The sequence below is a fragment of the Burkholderia sp. JKS000303 genome, from assembly GCF_002563755.1.
Taxonomy (GTDB): domain Bacteria; phylum Pseudomonadota; class Gammaproteobacteria; order Burkholderiales; family Burkholderiaceae; genus Burkholderia; species Burkholderia anthina_B.
The window spans coordinates 192,262-212,188 of sequence record NZ_PDBZ01000003.1; the positions used below are offsets into that span (position 1 = coordinate 192,262).

The 19,927-nt window shown below is 69.8% G+C and carries 17 protein-coding genes and 1 pseudogene; 11 read left to right on the plus strand and 7 right to left on the minus strand.

Annotated elements, in window-relative coordinates; all coding sequences use genetic code 11:
• Positions 1-284 precede the first annotated feature (284 nt).
• Positions 285-3,326 (plus strand): heavy metal translocating P-type ATPase, encoded by a 3,042-nt coding sequence (locus tag BX604_RS28745; protein WP_098554242.1) that lies wholly within the window; start codon positions 285-287, stop codon positions 3,324-3,326.
• 170 nt (positions 3,327-3,496) lie between these two features.
• Here the strand turns inward: BX604_RS28745 and BX604_RS28750 are convergent, their stop codons facing one another.
• Entirely contained in the window at positions 3,497-3,976 is a 480-nt protein-coding gene (locus BX604_RS28750) for a GNAT family N-acetyltransferase (protein ID WP_098554243.1), read from the minus strand.
• Positions 3,977-4,169: 193 nt separating this feature from the next.
• Between BX604_RS28750 and BX604_RS28755 the strand changes: the two genes are divergently transcribed.
• Positions 4,170-5,378, plus strand: a complete 1,209-nt coding sequence (locus BX604_RS28755) for an MFS transporter (protein WP_098554244.1) — start codon at positions 4,170-4,172, stop codon at positions 5,376-5,378.
• Between the two features lie 37 nt (positions 5,379-5,415).
• On the opposite strand, the gene BX604_RS39155 is transcribed toward BX604_RS28755, so the two are convergent.
• From BX604_RS39155 to BX604_RS28765, 3 genes are all read right to left on the minus strand, one after another.
• Positions 5,416-5,571, minus strand: coding sequence for a hypothetical protein (locus tag BX604_RS39155; protein ID WP_006481665.1), 156 nt, complete (start codon positions 5,569-5,571; stop codon positions 5,416-5,418).
• A gap of 175 nt (positions 5,572-5,746) precedes the next feature.
• Positions 5,747-7,114, minus strand: coding sequence for a flagellar hook-length control protein FliK (locus tag BX604_RS28760; protein ID WP_098554245.1), 1,368 nt, complete (start codon positions 7,112-7,114; stop codon positions 5,747-5,749).
• Positions 7,115-7,217: 103 nt separating this feature from the next.
• Positions 7,218-7,916, minus strand: coding sequence for an MgtC/SapB family protein (locus tag BX604_RS28765; RefSeq protein ID WP_098554246.1), 699 nt, complete (start codon positions 7,914-7,916; stop codon positions 7,218-7,220).
• A gap of 111 nt (positions 7,917-8,027) precedes the next feature.
• On the opposite strand from BX604_RS28765, the gene BX604_RS28770 reads away from it, so the two are divergent.
• On the plus strand, positions 8,028-9,137 hold the full coding sequence (locus BX604_RS28770; RefSeq protein WP_098554247.1) for an AGE family epimerase/isomerase: 1,110 nt from the start codon (positions 8,028-8,030) through the stop codon (positions 9,135-9,137).
• On the opposite strand, the pseudogene BX604_RS28775 reads toward BX604_RS28770, so the two are convergent.
• A pseudogene (locus BX604_RS28775) lies at positions 9,110-9,385 on the minus strand (methyl-accepting chemotaxis protein); the annotation flags it as partial. The gene BX604_RS28770 and the pseudogene BX604_RS28775 overlap by 28 nt on opposite strands.
• Before the next feature lie 306 nt (positions 9,386-9,691).
• Between BX604_RS28775 and BX604_RS28780 the strand changes: the two are divergent.
• Positions 9,692-10,135: a PaaI family thioesterase gene (locus BX604_RS28780; RefSeq protein WP_096507802.1), complete on the plus strand. Its 444-nt coding sequence runs from the start codon at positions 9,692-9,694 to the stop codon at positions 10,133-10,135.
• Positions 10,136-10,185: 50 nt separating this feature from the next.
• Here BX604_RS28780 and BX604_RS28785 read toward each other — a convergent pair whose 3' ends face one another.
• Positions 10,186-11,238: a CaiB/BaiF CoA transferase family protein gene (locus BX604_RS28785; RefSeq protein WP_098554248.1), complete on the minus strand. Its 1,053-nt coding sequence runs from the start codon at positions 11,236-11,238 to the stop codon at positions 10,186-10,188.
• Positions 11,239-11,428: 190 nt separating this feature from the next.
• Complete coding sequence (locus BX604_RS28790) at positions 11,429-12,193, minus strand: IclR family transcriptional regulator (protein WP_098554249.1); 765 nt, start codon at positions 12,191-12,193, stop codon at positions 11,429-11,431.
• A 134-nt stretch (positions 12,194-12,327) separates the two neighbouring features.
• Here BX604_RS28790 and BX604_RS28795 point away from each other — a divergent pair, with 134 nt between their 5' ends.
• The 7 genes from BX604_RS28795 to BX604_RS28825 all read left to right on the plus strand — a co-directional run bounded on the left by BX604_RS28795 (position 12,328) and on the right by BX604_RS28825 (position 19,869).
• On the plus strand, positions 12,328-13,110 hold the full coding sequence (locus BX604_RS28795; RefSeq protein WP_098554250.1) for a crotonase/enoyl-CoA hydratase family protein: 783 nt from the start codon (positions 12,328-12,330) through the stop codon (positions 13,108-13,110).
• Positions 13,111-13,180: 70 nt separating this feature from the next.
• Entirely contained in the window at positions 13,181-14,401 is a 1,221-nt protein-coding gene (locus BX604_RS28800; RefSeq protein WP_098554251.1) for a CaiB/BaiF CoA transferase family protein, read from the plus strand.
• On the plus strand, positions 14,398-15,198 hold the full coding sequence (locus BX604_RS28805; RefSeq protein WP_098554252.1) for an enoyl-CoA hydratase/isomerase family protein: 801 nt from the start codon (positions 14,398-14,400) through the stop codon (positions 15,196-15,198). The genes BX604_RS28800 and BX604_RS28805 overlap by 4 nt, the downstream gene beginning before the upstream one ends.
• Positions 15,199-15,292: 94 nt before the next feature.
• On the plus strand, positions 15,293-16,345 hold the full coding sequence (locus BX604_RS28810) for a porin (protein WP_098554253.1): 1,053 nt from the start codon (positions 15,293-15,295) through the stop codon (positions 16,343-16,345).
• 10 nt (positions 16,346-16,355) lie between these two features.
• Positions 16,356-17,678, plus strand: a complete 1,323-nt coding sequence (locus BX604_RS28815) for an MFS transporter (RefSeq protein ID WP_098554254.1) — start codon at positions 16,356-16,358, stop codon at positions 17,676-17,678.
• 35 nt (positions 17,679-17,713) lie between these two features.
• Positions 17,714-18,868 (plus strand): acyl-CoA dehydrogenase family protein, encoded by a 1,155-nt coding sequence (locus BX604_RS28820; protein ID WP_098554255.1) that lies wholly within the window; start codon positions 17,714-17,716, stop codon positions 18,866-18,868.
• On the plus strand, positions 18,865-19,869 hold the full coding sequence (locus BX604_RS28825) for an alpha/beta hydrolase (RefSeq protein WP_257146456.1): 1,005 nt from the start codon (positions 18,865-18,867) through the stop codon (positions 19,867-19,869). Before BX604_RS28820 ends, BX604_RS28825 begins: the two co-directional genes overlap by 4 nt.
• Positions 19,870-19,927 lie beyond the last annotated feature (58 nt).

Here is a 19,927-nt window from a genome sequence, read left to right on the forward strand (position 1 = left end):
CACCGCTTTGCGACGGCGGGCGCTGATGTCAGGCCGGTATCATAGCGCCTAAGGGCATCCCCCAATATGCCGATTAGCGGGCGGGGCGGTAGCCGGTCATCGTCAGCCGGAAATTGCGTCGATCCGGCGCCCTGGTCCGGGCGCGTCGGCCATCCGCGCGGGCCGACAGGCGCGGCAGGAGCCCATCCGTGCGTCGAATCGTCGCCGGCGCTTGACCTTCCCATCATGGGAATGTTGATACTGGGATCATTCGCGGCACGAACCGCGCTTTTGGGGAATCCGACATGACTGAATCACTCGCGTCCGCAGCGCTGCACACGATCGAACTGAGCGTCGACGGCATGCATTGCGGCGGCTGCACCGGCCGAGTGCAGCGTGCGCTGGCCGCCGTGCCGGGCGTCGTCGAGGCGGCGGTCGATCTCGATGCGCATGCCGCGACGGTGAGCGTGCAGGACACGGTCGAGCCGGCGCAGCTCGTCGAGGCGATCGGCGCGGCGGGATATCGCGCGACGGTGCGCGAGCAGGGTGGCGAAGCGACGGGTGGGTTGCATGCGCCGGTCGTTGTGACGACCGAGCTCGACATCGACGGGATGACCTGCGCATCGTGCGTGTCTCGTGTCGAAAAGGCGCTGGCGAAGGTGCCGGGGGTCACGCGGGCGTCGGTCAATCTGGCGACCGAGCGCGCCTCCGTCGAGGCCGCGCCTGGGGTTTCCTCTTCGCGGCTGGTGGATGCCGTCACGCAAGCCGGATATGGTGCGACGCCGGTCGCATCGGATACTGCCGCTGCCGCCGCCGTCGCCCCCACCCCCGCCAGCATCGAACTCGACATCGACGGAATGACCTGCGCGTCATGCGTGTCACGCGTCGAAAAGGCGTTGGCGAAGGTGCCGGGCGTCACGCATGCGTCGGTCAATCTGGCGACCGAACGCGCCACCGTCGACGCCACCCCGATCGTTTCCACATCGCAGTTGGTGGACGCCATCACCCACGCCGGCTACGGCGCGACACCGGTCGCGACCACCCCACCGCCCGCTTCCACTTCATCGTCAGCCTCGGCCGATCTCGAATTCGACATCGGCGGCATGACGTGCGCATCCTGCGCCGGCCGCGTCGAGAAGGCACTGGCCGCCGTCCCGGGCGTCGCGCGCGCATCGGTCAATCTCGCGACCGAACGCGCGTCGGTGCATGGCACCGGCCCGCTCGATGCCGCGACGCTGATCGCGGCGGTCACGACGGCCGGCTACCGCGCAGCGCTGGCCGCCGCGCCGGAAGCCGATGCTGCAGCGGGCGCCGACACCGGTTCGCCCGCCACCGCCCCGACGCAAACCGCCGACGCTCGCAAGCGCCGCGAAGCGATCCGCGAACGCAACCTCGTGATCGGCTCGGCCGTGCTGAGCACGCCGCTCGTCGTGCCGATGCTCGTCGCGCCGCTCGGCATCGACGCGATGCTGCCCGGCTGGCTCCAGCTCGTACTCGCGTCGATCGTCCAGTTCGGCTTCGGCGCACGCTTCTACCGCGCGGCCTGGCACGCGGTGAAGGCGCGCGCCGGCAACATGGACCTGCTCGTCGCGCTCGGCACGTCGGCCGCGTTCGGCCTGAGCCTGTGGATGCTGTTGCGCGACCCCGCGGATCCCGGCCACCTGTATTTCGAGGCATCGGCCGTCATCGTCACGCTGGTGCGCTTCGGCAAATGGCTCGAAGCGCGCGCGAAACGCCAGACGACCGAAGCGATCCGCGCGCTGAACGCGCTGCGCCCCGACCGCGCGCGCGTCGTCGAGCACGGCGTCGAGCGCGATGTGCCGCTTGCGCAGGTACGCGTCGGCACGACGGTCAGCATCCGCCCCGGCGAGCGCGTGCCCGTCGACGGCCGGATCGTGTCGGGCCGCTCGCACGTCGACGAATCGCTGATCACCGGCGAAAGCCTGCCGGTGCCGAAGGACGACGGCGATCCGGTAACGGCCGGTTCGATCAACGGCGAAGGCGCGCTCGTGGTCGAAACCACCGCGATCGGCGCGGAAACGACGCTCGCACGCATCATCCGGCTCGTCGAATCCGCGCAGGCGGAAAAGGCGCCGATCCAGCGGCTCGTCGACCGCGTCAGCGAAGTGTTCGTGCCGGCGATCCTCGGCATCGCGATGCTGACGCTGATCGGCTGGCTGATCGCCGGGGCCGGCACCGAAACGGCGATCCTCAACGCGGTGGCCGTGCTCGTCATCGCGTGCCCGTGCGCGCTCGGCCTCGCGACGCCCGCCGCGATCATGGCCGGCACCGGCGTCGCGGCGCGCCACGGCGTGCTGATCAAGGATGCGCAGGCGCTCGAACTCGCCCAGCGCACCACCGTGATCGCGTTCGACAAGACCGGCACGCTGACCGAAGGTAAGCCGTCCGTGACGGCGTTCGAAGCCGTCGGCGTCCCGCGTGAACAGGCGCTCGCCATCGCCGCGGCGGTTCAGCGGCACAGCGATCACCCGCTCGCGCGCGCCGTGGTCGCCGCACACGATGCGGACGTCGCGACACGGCGCGGCGCGGCAGGTCCGGCCGACGCACCCGTCGCGGCCGATGCGCGCGCGGTAGCCGGACGCGGCGTCGAAGCACGCGTGGGCGGACACCTGCTCGCGCTCGGCAGCACGCGCTGGCGCGACGAGCTCGGCATCGTCGTGCCGCCCGAACTCGACACCCGGGCCGCGGAGCTCGAACAGGCGGGCAACACCATTTCGTGGCTGATGCGCGCCGACGCGCCGCGCGCGCTGCTCGCGCTGATCGCGCTGATCGCGTTCGGCGACACCGTGAAGCCCGGCGCGCGCGACGCGATCGCGGCGCTGTCGGCGCGCGGCGTCGCGAGCGCGCTCGTGACGGGCGACAACCGCGGCAGCGCGGCGGCCGTCGCGGCGGCGCTCGGGATCGGCGAAGTGCATGCGCAGGTGCTGCCCGACGACAAGGCGCGCGTGGTCGCGGAACTGAAGCGCACGCATGGCGGGATCGTCGCGATGGTCGGCGACGGGATCAACGACGCGCCCGCGCTCGCCGCGGCCGATGTAGGCATCGCGATGGCAACCGGCACCGACGTCGCGATGCACACGGCCGGCATCACGCTGATGCGCGGCGATCCGGCGCTCGTCGCCGACGCGATCGACATCTCGAAGCGCACGTACCGGAAGATCCAGCAGAACCTGTTCTGGGCGTTCGTCTACAACCTGATCGGTGTGCCGCTTGCGGCGCTCGGCTGGCTGAACCCGGTGATCGCGGGCGCGGCGATGGCGTTTTCCAGCGTCAGCGTCGTGACGAACGCGTTGCTGTTGCGCAGATGGAAGGGGCGTGCGCGATAAGGGAACACGGTACGAAAGCGGGCGGGGCAGCAGCCCGCCCGCTTGCCGCCACGCGCTGGATTCACCGGCTTCGACGAATCGTGAGCGCACCACCCGTCACGCGCGCACGCTCTCTCGTGAAATCGTCTCGAACCGCACACGGTTCGCCTGCGGTATCCGAATCTTCGTCGCTAACCCGACACGACCGGCTTGATCAGCGTCGTCGTGATCGGTGCAAAGCCGCACGCCCGATACAGCGCACGGGCGGCCGCGTTGTGATTGAACACCGACAGCCCGATCTCCGTGACGCCATGCGCACGTGCTTCGGCCTCGAGTGCATCGAGCGCGCGCGTCGCCCAGCCCTGGCGGCGCCGGGACGGAACGATGTCGAGGTCGTAGATGAACAGCGTGCGGTTCGGCCCTTCGGGCACGATCGCGTACCAGAGGTCGCCGACGGTGTCGCCGCTGGCGGCGTCGATCAGCTGGACGAGTGTCTGGCCGGCGGTGAGCAGGCCGTCCGGCAGCAGCGTGTCGAAGCAGGCGCGGGCGCGGGCCGCCGCGTCGTCCGTCGCGTTCTGCCCGGACGACACGAGATCGCGCGCGTAGCCGTCGATGGCGCGCGTGCGGTATGCGTGGAATTCGCCGGCCGTCATCGGCCGCATCTGCAGCATGGCCCGTGGGTCGCGAGGTCAATCGGACTTCCAGTGTAGCGGGACGAGCGCACCCGCGCGCGATGCCGATCGCGCAGGTCGCCGCCCGGGCGGCCAGATCGGGAAACCGCCGCTCGCACGGCGCCCGTTCCCTATGCATCCCCGCCACGTTCTGATTAAATGGCCGACCCCGACCGTGCACCGAACAATCACGATGAGCGATCTGAAAGGCGACATCTCCATCGGGAACACGCACAGCCCTGACACCGCCACTCGCCGCCGCACGTTATGGGCCGCCTGCGGCGCGCACGCGGTGCATGACGGCCTGACGGACGTCATCTACGTGCTGCTGCCGATCTGGCAGGCACAGTTCGCAATCAACTTCGCGCAGGTCGGCTTGCTGCGGGGATCCTATTCCGGGGTGATGGCAGGTTTTCAGCTGTTCGCGAGCCGCGCAGCCAGACGCTGGGGGCGCGAACGCATGCTGGTGGGCGGAACGGCGCTGGCCGGCATCGCTTACCTGATAGCCGGCCAGGCCGGCGGCCTGGCGGCGCTGATGATTGCGCTGGTGCTCGCCGGACTGGGCGCGAGCACGCAGCATCCGCTGGCGTCCTCGATGGTCAGCGACGCCTATGACACGGGCGGCGGCGTGAAGGAAGCGCTGTCCCAATACAACTTCGCCGGCGATATCGGCAAGACGCTCATCCCCGGCGTGATCGGCCTGCTGCTGACGATCGTGACGTGGCGCACGGGCACCCTGCTGATCGGACTGATCGGCGTTGCTTCGGCCGGCCTGATCGCATGGCTGATTCCGTCGAACCGTGTGACTGCCGGGCCGCGCGACAAGGCAGCGAAGGCTGTCGCCGTGCGCGGGTCGGTCTGGGGTTTGCGCGCGTTGCTCGCGACCGGAATCGTGGACAACGCGGTGCGGATGGGCTTTCTGACGTTCTTGCCGTTCCTGCTGAAAAGCAAGGGCGCCGGCACCGCCGGTATCGGCCTCGCGCTGGCGCTACTGTTCGTAGGCGGCGCGTTCGGCAAGCTGCTCTGCGGCTATCTGGGCGTGCGCATCGGCATGATGAAGACGGTGTGGCTCACCGAATCCGCGACGTCGCTGCTGATCGTGTTGGCCGTGTTTGCACCGTTGTTCGCGATGATGACGGCGCTGCCGTTGCTCGGGCTCGCACTCAACGGGACATCGTCGGTGCTGTACGGCGCCGTGCCCGAACTGGCTGCCGAAGGAAAACGCGAGCACGCGTTTGCGCTGTTCTATACAGGCACCATCGGCGCCGGCGCGCTGTCGCCGGTTCTGTTCGGCCGACTCGGCGACGTCGCAGGCGTGCCTGCGGCACTGCTTGCGCTTGCTGCGGTTCTGCTGCTGACACTACCGCTGTCGTGGTACGTGCAGAAGGGACTCGATGCCTGACCCTGCGCAATCGATCCGGCCGCGCGCGATCAACGAATCAACGACGGTACAGGACGATCGGGACGAGGTGCGCACGACGCACGCGCTCGGCTTCGGCGCGACGCGCAGCGTACGAGTATTCCGCGTCGAGCGGCAGGTGCGGGGAGACGAAAAGGTCGTCGATCTTTTGCAGCAGGGCAAGGATGAAGCTCATGTGAGACTCCTGACAGAGAATGCTAGGGTTTCCCCTTAGATGGACTCCATTCTAAGGGTTTTCCCTGAATTCTGCCAGCGCAGCGCATCAGTTTGCCGCACCTGCGCGGGCCCTGAGCAGCGGCCCGACACGACGATCCTTGCCAGCCTTGGGCTTGCAGGTAGGGTCGGAGTATTTATCGGGTTCGGCGTGTGCGCTTCTCGGCCGCTGCCGCGCGGTTCGCGCTGCGCTGCAGCCGGTCGACCTGGGACAGCAGCGCTTCGTGATGTTCGGCGAGCGTCATCAGCGTCGCCTGCTGCGTCGACAGATCGGCGGCCAGCCGATCGACCCGCTGTTGCCGGGTATCCAGTTCCTGCTTCAGGTTCGCGACCTGCCGCGTTTGCAGCACCAGCGTGACGAGCGCGGCGAACACGACGAACGCCAGCGCCAGCAGCAGCCGGTTGACCCGGCGCATCTCGCGATCCGCCGCGCGCTTCACGCCGGCCATCTCGCCCTGCAACGCGGCGAGCCGCTCCGACAACGGACGCAGATGGGCATCCGGATCGAAGGCCGGGGCGTCCGGCGCAGCCGGTTGCGTGTGATCCGCCGACGGCTTCGTCACGAAGGAGGCCGCGGACGCCACCGGCTGGACCTCGGCCGAAGCGGAAGCCGATACCGAAGCCTCGACCGGTCGGTCGACGTCGGGCGTGCTCGCGGTCATTGCGGGCTCGACGGGCTCCGGGGTCGCTTGCTGTTCAGACGATGGCGCAGCAGTCGATTCGGCTGAGGCCGGCACGGCGGTAACCGCCGCCGCGACGCCGGCAGTCGCACGTCGCTTGCCACTCGAGGACGCACGGCGGCCCTTCGTGGTCGCGCCCGATGTCCGCGCGGCTTCGGCCGGCACGGTTGCCGCGTCGACGCCTTCAGCGTCATTACCCGGCTTTGCGGAACGATCGTCGGTGGCGCCGTCCGTCGCAACGGCATGCGCCGTCGAAGGATCGATTTTCGTTGCGGATGCATCGGACACGGCGTGCACCTCCGTCAGGCCGGCATCGGTTACCGATGCGTCGGCCGCGATCGCAACGACGTCTTCGGACTGCCGCGCGACATCGCCGCCCTTCGTCGCGTCGGCATCAACCTTGCGCACGACATCGTCCCCGAGCGCATCGCCCTTTCCGGGCGTCGCCGCCAATTCATCCATCGTCACGCCGGCAGCGGCCTGCTCCACCGCGCCATCCGCGTCACCACGCGCCGCACCGCCGGACGCGCTGAACCCGTCCAGCGACGCCTGCCGCCCGGCGGCGTCATCGCCCACTGCGCCAACCTCGGCAACGGCTTCATCGCGCACCACGGCAGACGCACGCGCAACCGGCTCGAGCACCGGGTCGCCAAACAGGTCGAGCGTGCGTTCGTCGCGCGGCGCATCGCCGGCCGGCGCACTGCCCGGCCGCGCGGTTGCGCGCGCCGCCGTATTGCCGGCAGCCGCGGCTGAGCGCGGCCGCGAACGGGCCGACGAACGATGGGAACGAGAACGGGAACGCGGCAAGGAAACGGATTCGGTCATGGAGTCGGATAACGGGCTCGCGAACGCGGAACCGGATGTCGAACGGAATCAGTGACGGCCATTGTCGCATGACCGATGCCCGCATCGAACGATCCGATGCCGGCTATTCGTCGCCCATCGGCCCGCTGCCTTCTTCGAATCGCGTGACGCACGACAGCCCGCGCAGCTTGTCGCAGATGGCACGGTATTCGAGATCGGACACGCGCCCGAGCGCGATGCGCACCTCGTCGTGCTCGCCCGTGTCGTCGGCGCGCTGCACGATGAACTGCTTCACGCGCGCGCTGTCGGGGCCGAGCGCTGCGTGCAGCGAATCGAACGTCAGCGTGCCGCCCACCACCGTCAACGCGAGCTGGCGGCGCTGACGCACCGTGAAGTAGCGCCGTTCGAGCGGCTTGATGCCGGCCAGGATGATCAGGATGATGATCGTCGCGGAAATCGACGCGATATAAAGCCCGCCGCCCACCGCCAGGCCGATCGCGGCGACCGACCACAGGCTCGCGGCCGTCGTCAGTCCGCGGACGATCTCGCCGCGCAGCAGGATCGACCCCGCGCCGAGAAAGCCGATGCCCGACACCACCTGCGCGGCGATCCGCGACGGATCGAGCACGATGTGGTCGCTGCTGCCGAGCACGTCGGCGAAACCGAACGCCGACACGATCATGATGAGCGTCGAGCCGACGCACACCAGCATGTGCGTGCGCAGGCCGGCCGCCCATGAAAGGCGCTCGCGCTCGAAGCCGATGACGCTGCCGAGCGCCGCCGCGAGAACCAGCCGCATCACGAGTTCCAGGTTGCCGAGCATCCGATTTCCCTCCTTTTCTGGTGCCGGTCGCGCGGAATGTTATATCCTTGGCCGCGGCCGCGCCGCTCCGGGCCACGCCGACTCGATTCGATCCAAGCGCTCTACCCCGCCATGTCCGCACCCGACTCCGCTTCCGCCCAGGCCGCCCAGTTGCGCGACCATTTCGTGCACGTCATCTTGCCGATCTGGCAGGGTTCAGGGTTCGACCATACGCTACGTCTGCCGTTCGAAGCCGTCGATCCGGCCACGCACGCACCGCTGCCCGTCACCCGTTATCGCGCAATGGCGTGCGCACGGCAACTGTTCGTGTTCGCTCAGGCCGGCAACACGGCGCACGCGGCCACGCTGTTCGACTCGCTGTGCAGCCGCTTTCGCGACCCGCGCCACGGCGGCTGGTTCTACAGCGTCGACGCGCAAGGCGCGCCGCTCGACACGACGAAGGACCTCTATACGCACGCGTTCATCGTGTTCGCCTGCGCCGCATGGCATGCGGCGTCGGGCGACGCCGCCGCGCGCACGGTCGCCGAAGACACCGCCGCACTGATCCAGGACCGCTTCGCGCCGCAGCCGGGCGACGCGCGGCTCGACGCCGCGCGTCACGCCGATTTCTCGTCATCGGGCAGCGGCGCGCTGCAAAACCCGTTGATGCACCTGACGGAAGCGTGGCTTGCCGCAGCCGACGCGTTCGGCGACACGGCGTTCGACGATGCGCTCCTGCGCACCGCACAGGCCGTCGAGCGCACGTTCGTCGATACGGCGAGCGGCTGCGTCGCCGAGCTGCCGCTCGGTACGGCCGACAACCGCTTCGAGCCCGGCCATCAGTTCGAATGGTTCTATCTGGTCGACGCGGCTGGCGCACGGCTCGCGCAGACCGGCCTGCCCGACGCGCTCGCACGTGCGTACGCGTTCGCCGAGCAGCACGGCGTCGATCCGCAGACGGGCGCCGTCTGCGCGGCGCTCGACGCGCAAGGCGCCTGCCTCGACGCGACGCAGCGGATCTGGGCGCAAACCGAATACCTGCGCGCGCTCGCGACGCACGGCGGCACGCCAGCCTCCGCGCCGCTCGCGCGGCAGATCGGGCGCTTCGCCGCGCGCTTCCTGCATCCGCGAGGCTGGTTCGAGTGCAAGACGGCCGACGGGCAGGTGTCGCGCGCCGACATGCCGTCGACGACGCCCTACCACCTCGCGACCGCTTACGCGGCGCTGCCGACCGGCGCGTAATCCGCGTCGGCGAGCGCCCCCCCGCGCGCGTCGCCCAGTTCGAACACCGACACCGCCTGCATCAGGTGCGAGGTGTGGTCGTTCAGCGATGCGGCCGCCGCCGCGACTTCCTCCACCAGCGCCGCGTTCTGCTGCGTCAGCTGATCCGTCTGCGTGACGGCCTGGTTCACCTGCTCGATGCCGACGCTCTGCTCGACCGACGCGGCCGTGATCTCCGGCATCGTCTGCACCACGCGCGTGATCGACGCGAGCTTGATGTTTCCGAACATGGGGGAGATTCCTGGCGAGCCGACGATGAAGCAATGCCCCGGCACTAGCGGCATTTCTTCGTCGGACTTTAAGCGGCCGGCGACGGACGCCTGCCGGCGCGCCGCCAGCGATGCGGCCGCCATTCACGCCGATTCGCCCGCAAACGAGCACAACGCCCGCGTTCGGCGCAACAATCGCGCCGCATCGCGCCGGCAATCGCAAGAAATGCGGACGAATTTCCTTGCTTATCCGCAGCCCCCTTCCTAGAGTTCAGCGCAAGCGGACACGCATTGCGAGGCAAGTCGATGACGGACATCACGGACCACGCGCGCGGCGCATTGCGCGCGCAACCGTTCAGCATGTTGCTGGGCACGCAGTTGATGCATATCGGCGACAACGAGGTGTCGCTGTGCCTGCCGGTGCGGGAGGAACTGCGGCAACAGCACGGTTTCGTGCACGGCGGCGTCATCGGCTATCTCGCCGACAATGCGCTGACATTCGCCGGCGCGCTCGTGCTCGGCCCGCGCGTCATCACCGCCGAATACAAGATCAATTACCTGCGGCCGGCCGTGAACGGCACGCTCGTCGCCCGCGCGAAGGTGGTCTACGCGGGGCGGCATCAGGCGACCTGCCAGTGTCACGTGTTCGTCATCGACGGCGATCACGAGCGGCTCGTCGCGATCGCGCAAGGCACGATCAACCGCGTCGGCGACGGCAAGATGCCGGATGCGCCGGAGGAAACGGCGTGATCGCCGCGTGACGGCGCTCGGGGCGGCGGCATGCCGCGCGCCCCGGCTCGTCAGCCCGCATCCTCTCCGTTCAGCGGCAGGAAACGCGGCGCCATGCGCGCCCTGAGGTTGCCGTTTTCGTCGGTACGATAAATCCCGCGCGCCGCGTTGTGCGGATGCGCGGCCGCGTCGGCCATGCTCAGCACCGGCGCAAAGCATACGTCGGTACCCTCGAGCAGCGCGCGCCAGTGCGCGGACGGCTGCTGCGCGAAGACCGCCGCGAAACGCGCCTTCAGCGCGGGCCAGCGCGCGCGATCGTACTGCGACGCCGGATCGAGGTCGGTCAACCCGAGCCGCTCGACCAGCAGCGCATAGAACGGCGGTTCGAGCGCGCCGATCGTCACGCATTCGCCATCCGCGCAGCGATATACGTCGTAGAACGGCGCGTCGTGAAAGAGGCTCGGCTGCGCGCCGTCGAGCTGGCCGTTCGCGCGTGCCCACAGCGCGAGCGAGCCGAGCATCGACACGACGTCGACGATCGCGCCGTCGACCACGCGCCCCGGGCCGCCGCCACGCACGTCGAAGAGCGCGCAGACGATCCCGAACGCGAGCCCGAGCGCGCCGCCCGCGTCGCCGACGACGGTCGGCGGCAGGCCGGGCCGGCCATCGCGCGGTGCGGACAGCGACAGCAGCCCGGTCAGCGCGACGTAATTCAGGTCGTGCCCGGCCGCCGCCGCGAGCGGGCCGTGCTGCCCCCAACCGGTCATGCGTCCGTACACGAGCTTCGGATTGCCGCGCGCGCAATCGGCGGGCCCGAGGCCGAGGCGCTCCATCACGCCGGGACGCAGCCCCTCGACCAGCGCGTCGGCTTGCGCGATCAACGCGCGCGCCGCGTCACGGCCGGCCGGTGTCTTCAGATCGAGTTCGACGATCGTCTTGCCTTCGCGGAGCAAATCGCCAGCGCGGCCCTGCAGCGCGTCCGGTGCGCTCGTGCGGCCGGCCGGGCGCGCGATCAGCGTGATGCGCGCCCCCATCCCGGCGAGCATCCAGCCCGCGAGCGGGCCGGGGCCGAGCCCTTCGAATTCGACGATATGGACGCCGGAAAGCGGCGCGTTCAATGACATGGCGACCTCGCGGGAATGCAACCGGACAGGGGTGAAGCAACGCTCCGATTCTATGCGAAGGGACGCGCCACCCGCACTGTGCGCGGCAAGCCGACCAATACGTGAAGCGCGCGTCGAAGCCGGATGAATGCATGCCGTCGTCCGCCCGATGCCGACTGCGCCCGCCCCTTGCGGACGCACCGCCGCCCGGCTAACCGGCCGTTTCGTCCATGCGCTCGGCCAGTGCGTCGCGCATCGCGAGCACGATCGCGTCGCGATGCGGATCGATCCGCTCCACCGGCCCGGCCACGCCGATCGCAAGCGGCATGCCGTTCCAGCCGTCGGCGATCACCATCGAGATCATCGCCGCGCCCTGCGTCACCGTATGCGCGGAATACGAATAGCCGAGCCGCCGCGTCTCGTCGACCTTGTCCAGCACGACGTCCTCGTCGATCGTCCTGCCCGACTTCCCGAGCCGCCGGATGCTGCGCGACACGAGCCGCCGGATCGTGCTGTCGGGCTGCAGGCTCAGCAGCGCCCAGCCGAGCCCCGACATGCAGGTCTCGCGACGCGTGCCGATCGGCCCATAGAACTGGACCGGAATCCGGTGGGCGCCCGCGACGGCGTCGATGTACTGCACATACAGGTCGCTCTGCACCGCGATCACGACGGCCTCCCGCGTGACGGCCGCCAGCCGTTTCGCCACCGTGTGCCAGTACCGGCGGCTGCCCGCTGCCGAATCGACGAGTGCCTCGCCGAGATTGACGAGCCGCGCCGTCGGCGCATACACGTGCGTCCGCTCGTCGTAGGCGAGGTAGCCCAGCACCTTCATGCTGGTCAGCAGCGCCGCCGCGCTGGAGCCGGGATAGCGGCAGCGCGTGGCGATCTCGCGCACGCTCAGCGGCCGCTGCAGCTCGCTGAACAGCTCCAGCACCTCGAACACGCGCGCCGCGCTCTTGACCACGTTTCCGCTCATTCCGCTCCCTCCGCGCCGTTCCGGCAGGCCCTTCCACGTATGTGGAATGGAATTTCCCGCCGCCGACCGTCGTGACGATACTAGGCTTCGGCCCGCGGCGTGAAGCCCCGCGGTACAGAACAAACGGAGACATCATGTCAGCCTTTCTGATCCGTGAACGGCAGGGACCGATCCTGACCGTCACGATGAACCGCCCCGAAACGCGCAACGCCATTTCGGACACCGATGCGATCGATGCATTGGTCGCGTGCTGCGACGACGCGAACCGCGACGAATCGATCCGCGTGCTGGTCCTGACGGGCGCCGGCACCGTGTTTTCGTCGGGCGGCAACGTGAAGGCGATGCGGGCACTCGCCGAGTCCGGGCTGCACGACCTCGCGGCGATCCGGACGAGCTATCGGCGCGGCATCCAGCGTCTCGCCCATGCGTTCCAGCAGCTCGAAGTGCCCGCCATCGCGGCGATCAACGGGCCGGCCATCGGCGCCGGCACCGACCTCGCGTGCATGTGCGACATCCGCATCGCCGCCGACCGCGCGCGCTTCGCGGAAAGCTTCATCGCGCTCGGCCTCGTGCCGGGCGACGGCGGTGCGTGGTTCCTGCCGCAGATTGTCGGCGCGGCCGTCGCGGCCGAGATGTCGTTCACCGGCGATGCGATGGACGCGCAAACGGCGCTGCGCCACGGACTGGTGTCGCGCGTCGTCCCCGACGGCGAGCTGCTCGCCCATGCGCACGCGCTCGCCGAACGCATCGCCCGCCATTCGGGCACCGCGCTGCGCCTGACCAAGCGGCTGCTGCGCGAAGGCCGGCATACGAGCCTCGACACGCTGCTCGACCTGTCCGCGTCGTACCAGGCATTCGCACACGCGACGCCCGAACACCGCGCGGCCGTCGAAGCGCTGTTCGCCGCGCGCGACTGAACCCACGGCGCTTCGCCCGGCACGCCGCCGGCGAACGCCAGCATCACCGACCCTCGAAGGAAACCTCGTCATGACCAGCAACCACGAAGGCGCGCTCGCAGGGGTGCGCGTCGTAGACCTGAGCCGCGTCTATGCGGGCCCGTTCTGCACGCAGACGCTCGCCGACCACGGCGCGGACGTCATCAAGATCGAGCCGCCGCAAGGCGACGAAACCCGCGACTGGGGGCCCGCCATGCCCTCCGGCATCTCCAGCTATTTCTGGGGGCTCAACCGCAACAAGCGCAACCTCGCGCTCGACCTGTCGCATCCCGACGGACGCGACGTGCTGTTCCGTCTGCTGGAGACGGCCGACGTGCTGGTCGACAACTTCAAGCAAGGCACCCTCGAACGCTGGGGCATCGGCTACGACGACTGCCTGCGCGAACGCTTTCCGCGCGTGGTTCATTGCTCGATCTCCGGCTACGGCACGGATGGCCCGCTCACCCGCTTTCCGGGCTACGACGCGGTCGCGCAAGGGCTCGCCGGCTTCATGTCGATCAACGGCGAACCGGGCGGCATGCCGCTGAAGGTGCCGTTTCCGGTCGTCGACTACGCGGCCGGGCTGAGCGCCGTGTCGAGCATCCTGCTCGCGCTGGTGGAGCGCACGCGCTCCGGCCTCGGGCAGCACGTCGACATCGACCTGTTCAGCACCGCGCTGTCGATGCTGCATCCGGTCAGCACGAGCTGGATGGCGACCGGCGACGTGCCCGTCGCAACGGGCAACGTCTACGCCGCGATCGCACCGTACGGCGTCTATCCGTGCAAGGACAAGCCGGTCGCAACGGGCGCCGGCAACAACCGCACGTTCGCGAAGATGGTCGAAGCGCTCGGCGTGCCCGAGCTCGCCCGCGATCCGCGTTTCACGACCAACGCGCAGCGCGTCGCGCACCGCGATGCGCTCGACACGCTGATCGGGCAACTGACCGGCGAACTGCCCGCCGACGAGGTCGTCGATCGGCTGATGCGCGCCGGCGTCGCGACGGGGCCGGTCAACACCATCGCAGACGGATTCGGCCATCCGCAGGCGGCCCGCAACGCGATGTTCGTCAAGAACGACACGTATACCGGTGCGGGCATCCCGGCCAAGCTGTCGCGCACGCCCGGCTCGATCCGCCGGCCGCCGCGGCCGTTCGCGGCCGACACCGACGCCGTGCTCGACGCGCTCGGCATCGACGCGGCCGGCCGCGACGCGCTGCGGCAGGCGGGTGTCGTTCACGACGAACGAGCGGGCATCACCGGGAGCGCAGCATGACCCTCTCGCGCACCTTCTCCTCCCTGACCGGCGACGACGCCCCGTCGATCCTGCGCAACGACGAAGACGGCATCGCGTGGCTGACGATCCATCGTCCGCATGTCGCCAACGCGCTGTCCGCCGATGCGTTCCGGCGCCTGTGCGACGAACTCGTCACGCTCGACGACGACCCCGCGGTGCGCGCGATCGTGATCCGCGGCGCGGGCGAGCGGGCCTTCAGCGCAGGCGTGGATCTCGGCGACCCGGAGATGCGCGGCATGCGGCCGATGCGCGGGCTCGCACGCAACGTGCACGAGCTGATCCTCGAACTGCGCAAGCCGACCATCGCGGCGATCAACGGCTACGCGATCGGCGGCGGCTTCGAGATCGCGCTCGCATGCGACCTGCGGGTCGCCGCCGATCACGCGTCTTTCGCGCTGCCCGAAGCCCGGGTCGGCATGGGTGCGAACTTCGCGAGCGTGCTGCTGCCGCGCATGCTGCCGCGCGCGATCGCGATGGAGCTGCTGTTTACGGGCCGCCGCATCGACGCGGACGAAGCGTCGCGCATCGGGCTGCTGAACCGCGTCGTTCCCGGCGCCGCGCTCGACGACACCGTGCGCGAACTGGCGCAGTCGATCGCCGCGAACGCACCGCTCACGATCCGCCGCATCAAGGAGACGGCGACGCGCAGCTGGGGCCTGCCGGTTGCCGCGGCGCTGCGGCTCGACGTCGGCCCCGACGTCTACGCGAGCGAGGACCGGGTCGAAGGCGCCCGCGCCTTCCTCGAAAAACGCAAACCGGTGTTCAAGGGGCGCTGATCCCGACGGCGCGCGGCCCCGTCCGCCGCGCGCCGTCAATCGCCGCCCCGATCGCGGGCGCGGCACATAACAAACATGGAACGGAGACACATTCATGCAACGGAAAGCACTCCTGATCGGCACATGCGTGCTGTGCACGACACATGCGCACGCGTCGTCGGTCACGCTGTACGGGATCGTCGACAGCTACGTCGAGTTCGATCGTATCGGCAGCCTGTCGAGCTTCCGGCAGAGCGGTGGCGGCGGATCGACGAGCCGCGTCGGGCTGACCGGCGTCGAGGATCTCGGCGGCGGAACCTCGACGAAGTTCGTGCTGGAAAGCGGCTTCTCGCCGGCCGACGGCTCGCTCCAGGGCGGCATGCTGTTCTACCGGCAGGCGTACGTGGCGCTGCAGAACACCCGCTACGGCGATCTGCGGCTCGGCCGGCAATACACGCCGGCGTTCTACACCGTGTACGAAGGCGATCCGTTCGGCCTGAACGAGCGCATGTCGCCGCTCGCGCTGCTCGCGACGTCGACGGACACGATCACGACCAACACGACCCCGCCGATTCCGCGCTTCAACCAGGCCGTGTCGTATCTCGGCCCCGACTGGAACGGCCTGCGCGTGATGGCCACCTACGGCTTTCCGACGCCGAACGCGCTGTCGATGCAGGCCGGCCGCAACTACGGCGCGGGGCTCCAGTACCGGATCGGCGGGCTCTATGTCGGCGCGAGCTTCCAGGGCGACGTGTCGTCCGGCACCCTCGCGCCCGTCGTGCAGCCGACGACCACCCGCCACTACGTGTTCGCGGCGAACTACGCGTTCGCACGGGTCAAGCTGTACGGCGCGTTCCTCTACGGCGCCAGCACGGCGCCCGGCCTGCCCGCGTTCTCGACGGCGAGCGTCGGCGCGGCGATCAACGTCGGCGCGCTCGATCGCGTGCTGGTGTCGGTCGTGCGCCGCGACGTGAAGGGCTCGGCGAACGACGCGACCGCGTTCGGCATCGGCTACGACCATCCGCTGTCCAAGCGGACCTCGCTCTATGCCCGCTATCTGTACCTGAAGAACGGCGGCGACGCGAGCAACACCGTCGTCGCCGGCGTGCAACCGCAGCCGGGCGGCACCGAACAGGTGCTGGCGTTCGGCATCACTCACCGCTTCTGACGGAAGGCCCATGACCCCGACCCTGTCCACCCCGGCCGGCACGCGCGACACCGCGATGCCGGCGCTCTATCGCCGGATCTCGCGGCGCCTGCTGCCGTTCCTGATCCTCTGCTACACGCTGTCGTTCATCGACCGGATCAACATCGGCTTCGCGCACGCGCAGATGGCCGCCGAGCTGCACCTGTCCGATGCCGTCTACGGGCTCGGCGCGGGCATCTTCTTCATCGGCTACATGGTGTTCGAGATTCCGAGCAACGCGCTGCTCGTGCGGATCGGCGCGCGCCGCACCATCGCCCGCATCATGGTGCTGTGGGGGCTCGGCTCGGCCGCGACGATGTTCGTCACGACGCCCGCGCAGTTCTACGTGTGCCGCTTCCTGCTCGGCGTGTTCGAGGCCGGCTTCTTCCCCGGCATCCTGTTCCATCTCGGCGCGTGGTATCCGCCGAAGCAGCGCGCGAAGGCGTTCGCGCTCTTCATGAGCGCGCTGTATCTCGCGGGGCTGATCGCCGGCCCCGTGTCGGGCGCGATCCTCACCTACTTCGACGGCGTCGCCGGCCTGAGCGGCTGGCAGTGGCTGTTCATCGTCGAAGGGCTGCCGAGCAGCGTGCTCGGCTTCGTCGCGCTGCGCTATCTCGACGACCGGCCGGACGACGCGCGCTGGCTGTCGGACGCCGACAAGGCCGCGCTGCGCGATGCGCACGCGCGCGCCGACGCAGACACGGACCACGGCGCCGCCCCCGCACGCCCCCTGCTCGCGCACCGCGACTTCTGGCTGCTGTGCACGGCCAATTTCGCGATCGCGGCGGCCGGCTACGCGCTCGTGTTCTGGATGCCCGTGATCCTGCATCGCGGCGGCCTGCACGGCGCGATGCAGATCGGCCTGCTGTCCGCCCTGCCCTACCTGTGCGGCATCGTCGGCATGCTCGGGATGGGCTGGCGCACCGAACGCCGGCACGCCTGGCGCGAACACGGTGCGGCCGCAATGCTGGCATGCGCGGCGACGCTCGTCGTGCTGGCACGCGTCGACGGCGCCGCGAACCTGACGATCACGCTCTGCGTCGCGGTCGCCACGCATGCCGCGGCGCTGCCCGCGTTCTGGGTGGTGCCGGGGCTCGCGCTGCCGAAGCGCTCGATGGCGGTCGCGATCGCGGCGATCACGATGTCCGGCGCGATCGGCGGATTCGCGAGCCCGTTCCTGATGGGCGTGCTGAACACCGCTACCGGATCGATGCGCGCCGGCCTCTATTTCAACGCCGCGCTGCTGGCGCTCGGCTGCGTGGCGCTGCTCGCCACGTTGCGCGCCCGGGCGGCCTCTCCGGCGCGCGCGTATTGAGCGCGCGCTTCCTTCGCCTCTTCATCGACATACCCATGAATTTCGAACTCGATCTCGATCACCGGATGATCAAGGACCTCGTCGCACGCTTCGTGAAAGACGAGCTGATGCCGCTCGAAGCGGCCGTGATGGCGCGCGAGGCCGACGGCCAGCACTTCGCGCTGCGCCCCGACGAACGCGCGCGGCTCGACGAGCGCTCCCGGGCGCTCGGCCTGTGGGGGCTCGACGCGCCCGTCGACGCCGGCGGCTCGGACCTGCCGGCCGTCGCGATGGTCGGCGTGAACGAAGCGATCGGCACGACCGTGACGCCGTACATCCTGCCGCCCGATTCACCGAATCTGCGGATGCTGTGCGACGCGGCCGACGGCGCGCAGCGCGCGCGCTACCTGGAACCGTACGCGCGCGGCCTCACGCGCGCCGCAATGGCGATTTCCGAGCCGGGCGCCGGCTCGGATCCGGGCGCGCTGTCGACGACGGCCGTGCGCGACGGCGACACATGGGTGCTGAACGGCCGGAAGATCTGGATCAGCCATGCCCGCGAAGCCGACTGGACGATCGTGATGGCGCTGACCGACCGGAGCAAGGGCAAGCGCGGCGGCATGTCGGCGTTCATCGTCGAGCGCGACACGCCGGGCTTCGTCATCGAGCGCCAAATCCCGATGATCGGCGGGCTGTCGACCTACGAAATCGTGCTGGAGGACTGCCGCATTCCCGCCACGCAACTGCTGGGCCGCGAAGGCGCCGGGTTCGCGCCGATGCAGGCGCGCCTGTCGAACCGGCGGCTGGAGATGGCCGCATGGTGCATCGGCCGCACCGAGCGTGCGGTCGCGCTGCTGTGCGACCATGCGAAGCAGCGCAAGACCTTCGGCGTGCCGCTCGCCGAGCGCCAGGCGATCCAGTGGTGGGTCGCCGACGCGCTGACGCAGATTCACGCGTGCCGCCTGATGACCTACGAAGCGGCCGCGCGGGTCGATGCCGGACAGGATGCGCGCACGCAGATCTCGATGGTCAAGGTGTTCGCGACCGAGATGGCGTCGAGCGTCATCGATCATGCGATGCAGACGCTCGGCGCGATGGGCATGACGAAAGAGCTGCCGCTGCACCAGATGGCGAACGAAGCGCGGCTGATGCGCATCTTCGAAGGCCCGAGCGAAGTGCACCGCTGGGTGGTCGCGCGCAGCGTGCTGTGACGCCGTCGTCACGGGTTCACCGGCCGGCGCGCGTTGCGCCGCCGTCACCAAGGAGCCGCATCCTGGACACACGTCATCTCGTCGACCCCGACCTCCGCCCCTGGCTGGACGTCTGGCCCACCGTCACGCTCGACGCCGGCAACCTCGCGCAGCACCGCACGCGCACCCTGCCGCTGCCGCCGATCGACACCGTCGGCACCACGCTCCTGCAGCGTCGCGTGCCGGGCCTCGACGGCGCGCCGGACGTGCCGGTCCGCGTGTACCTGCCCGACGACGCGACGCGCCCGCTGCCGGCGCTCGTGCACATGCACGGCGGCGGCTACGTGCGCGGCGCCGCGCAGGATCTCGAAGCCGTGCATCGGCCGCTGGTGAAGGCGCTCGGGTGCGCGCTGGTGTCGATCGACTACCGCCTCGCGCCCGAGACGCCGTTTCCCGGCGCGATCGACGATTGCTACGCGGCGCTTGCGTGGACCTTCCGTCACGCGGAGGCACTCGGCATCGACGCCGCGCGCATCGGCGTGATGGGCGAAAGCGCGGGCGGCGGGCTCGCCGCCGCACTCGCGCTGCTCGCGCGCGACCGCGGCGAATATCCGCTGGCCTTCCAGCACCTGATGTATCCGATGCTCGACGACCGCACCTGCGTGCGCGCGCCGCATCCGCATGCCGGCGAGTTCGTCTGGCATGCGGCCAGCAACCGGTTCGGCTGGACGTCGCTGCTCGGCCATGCGCCGGGCAGCGACCATGTGTCGCCTTACGCGGCGGCCGCCCGTGCGCAACGACTCGACGGGCTGCCGCCCGCGTTCATCGCGGTCGGTACGCTCGACCTGTTCGTCGACGAGAACATCGACTACGCGCAGCGGCTGATCCGCGCCGGCGTGCCGACCGAGCTACACGTATTCCCGGGCGGCGTGCATGGCTTCGACATCGTGCCCGATGCGCGACTGTCTGCCGCCGCGCGACGCATCGGCCACGACGCGCTGCGCCGCTTCCTGCACGGCTGACCGGCACCGGAGACGAAACCGACGCCGACGCAGAATCGACAAGGGCGGCCGAAGCCGC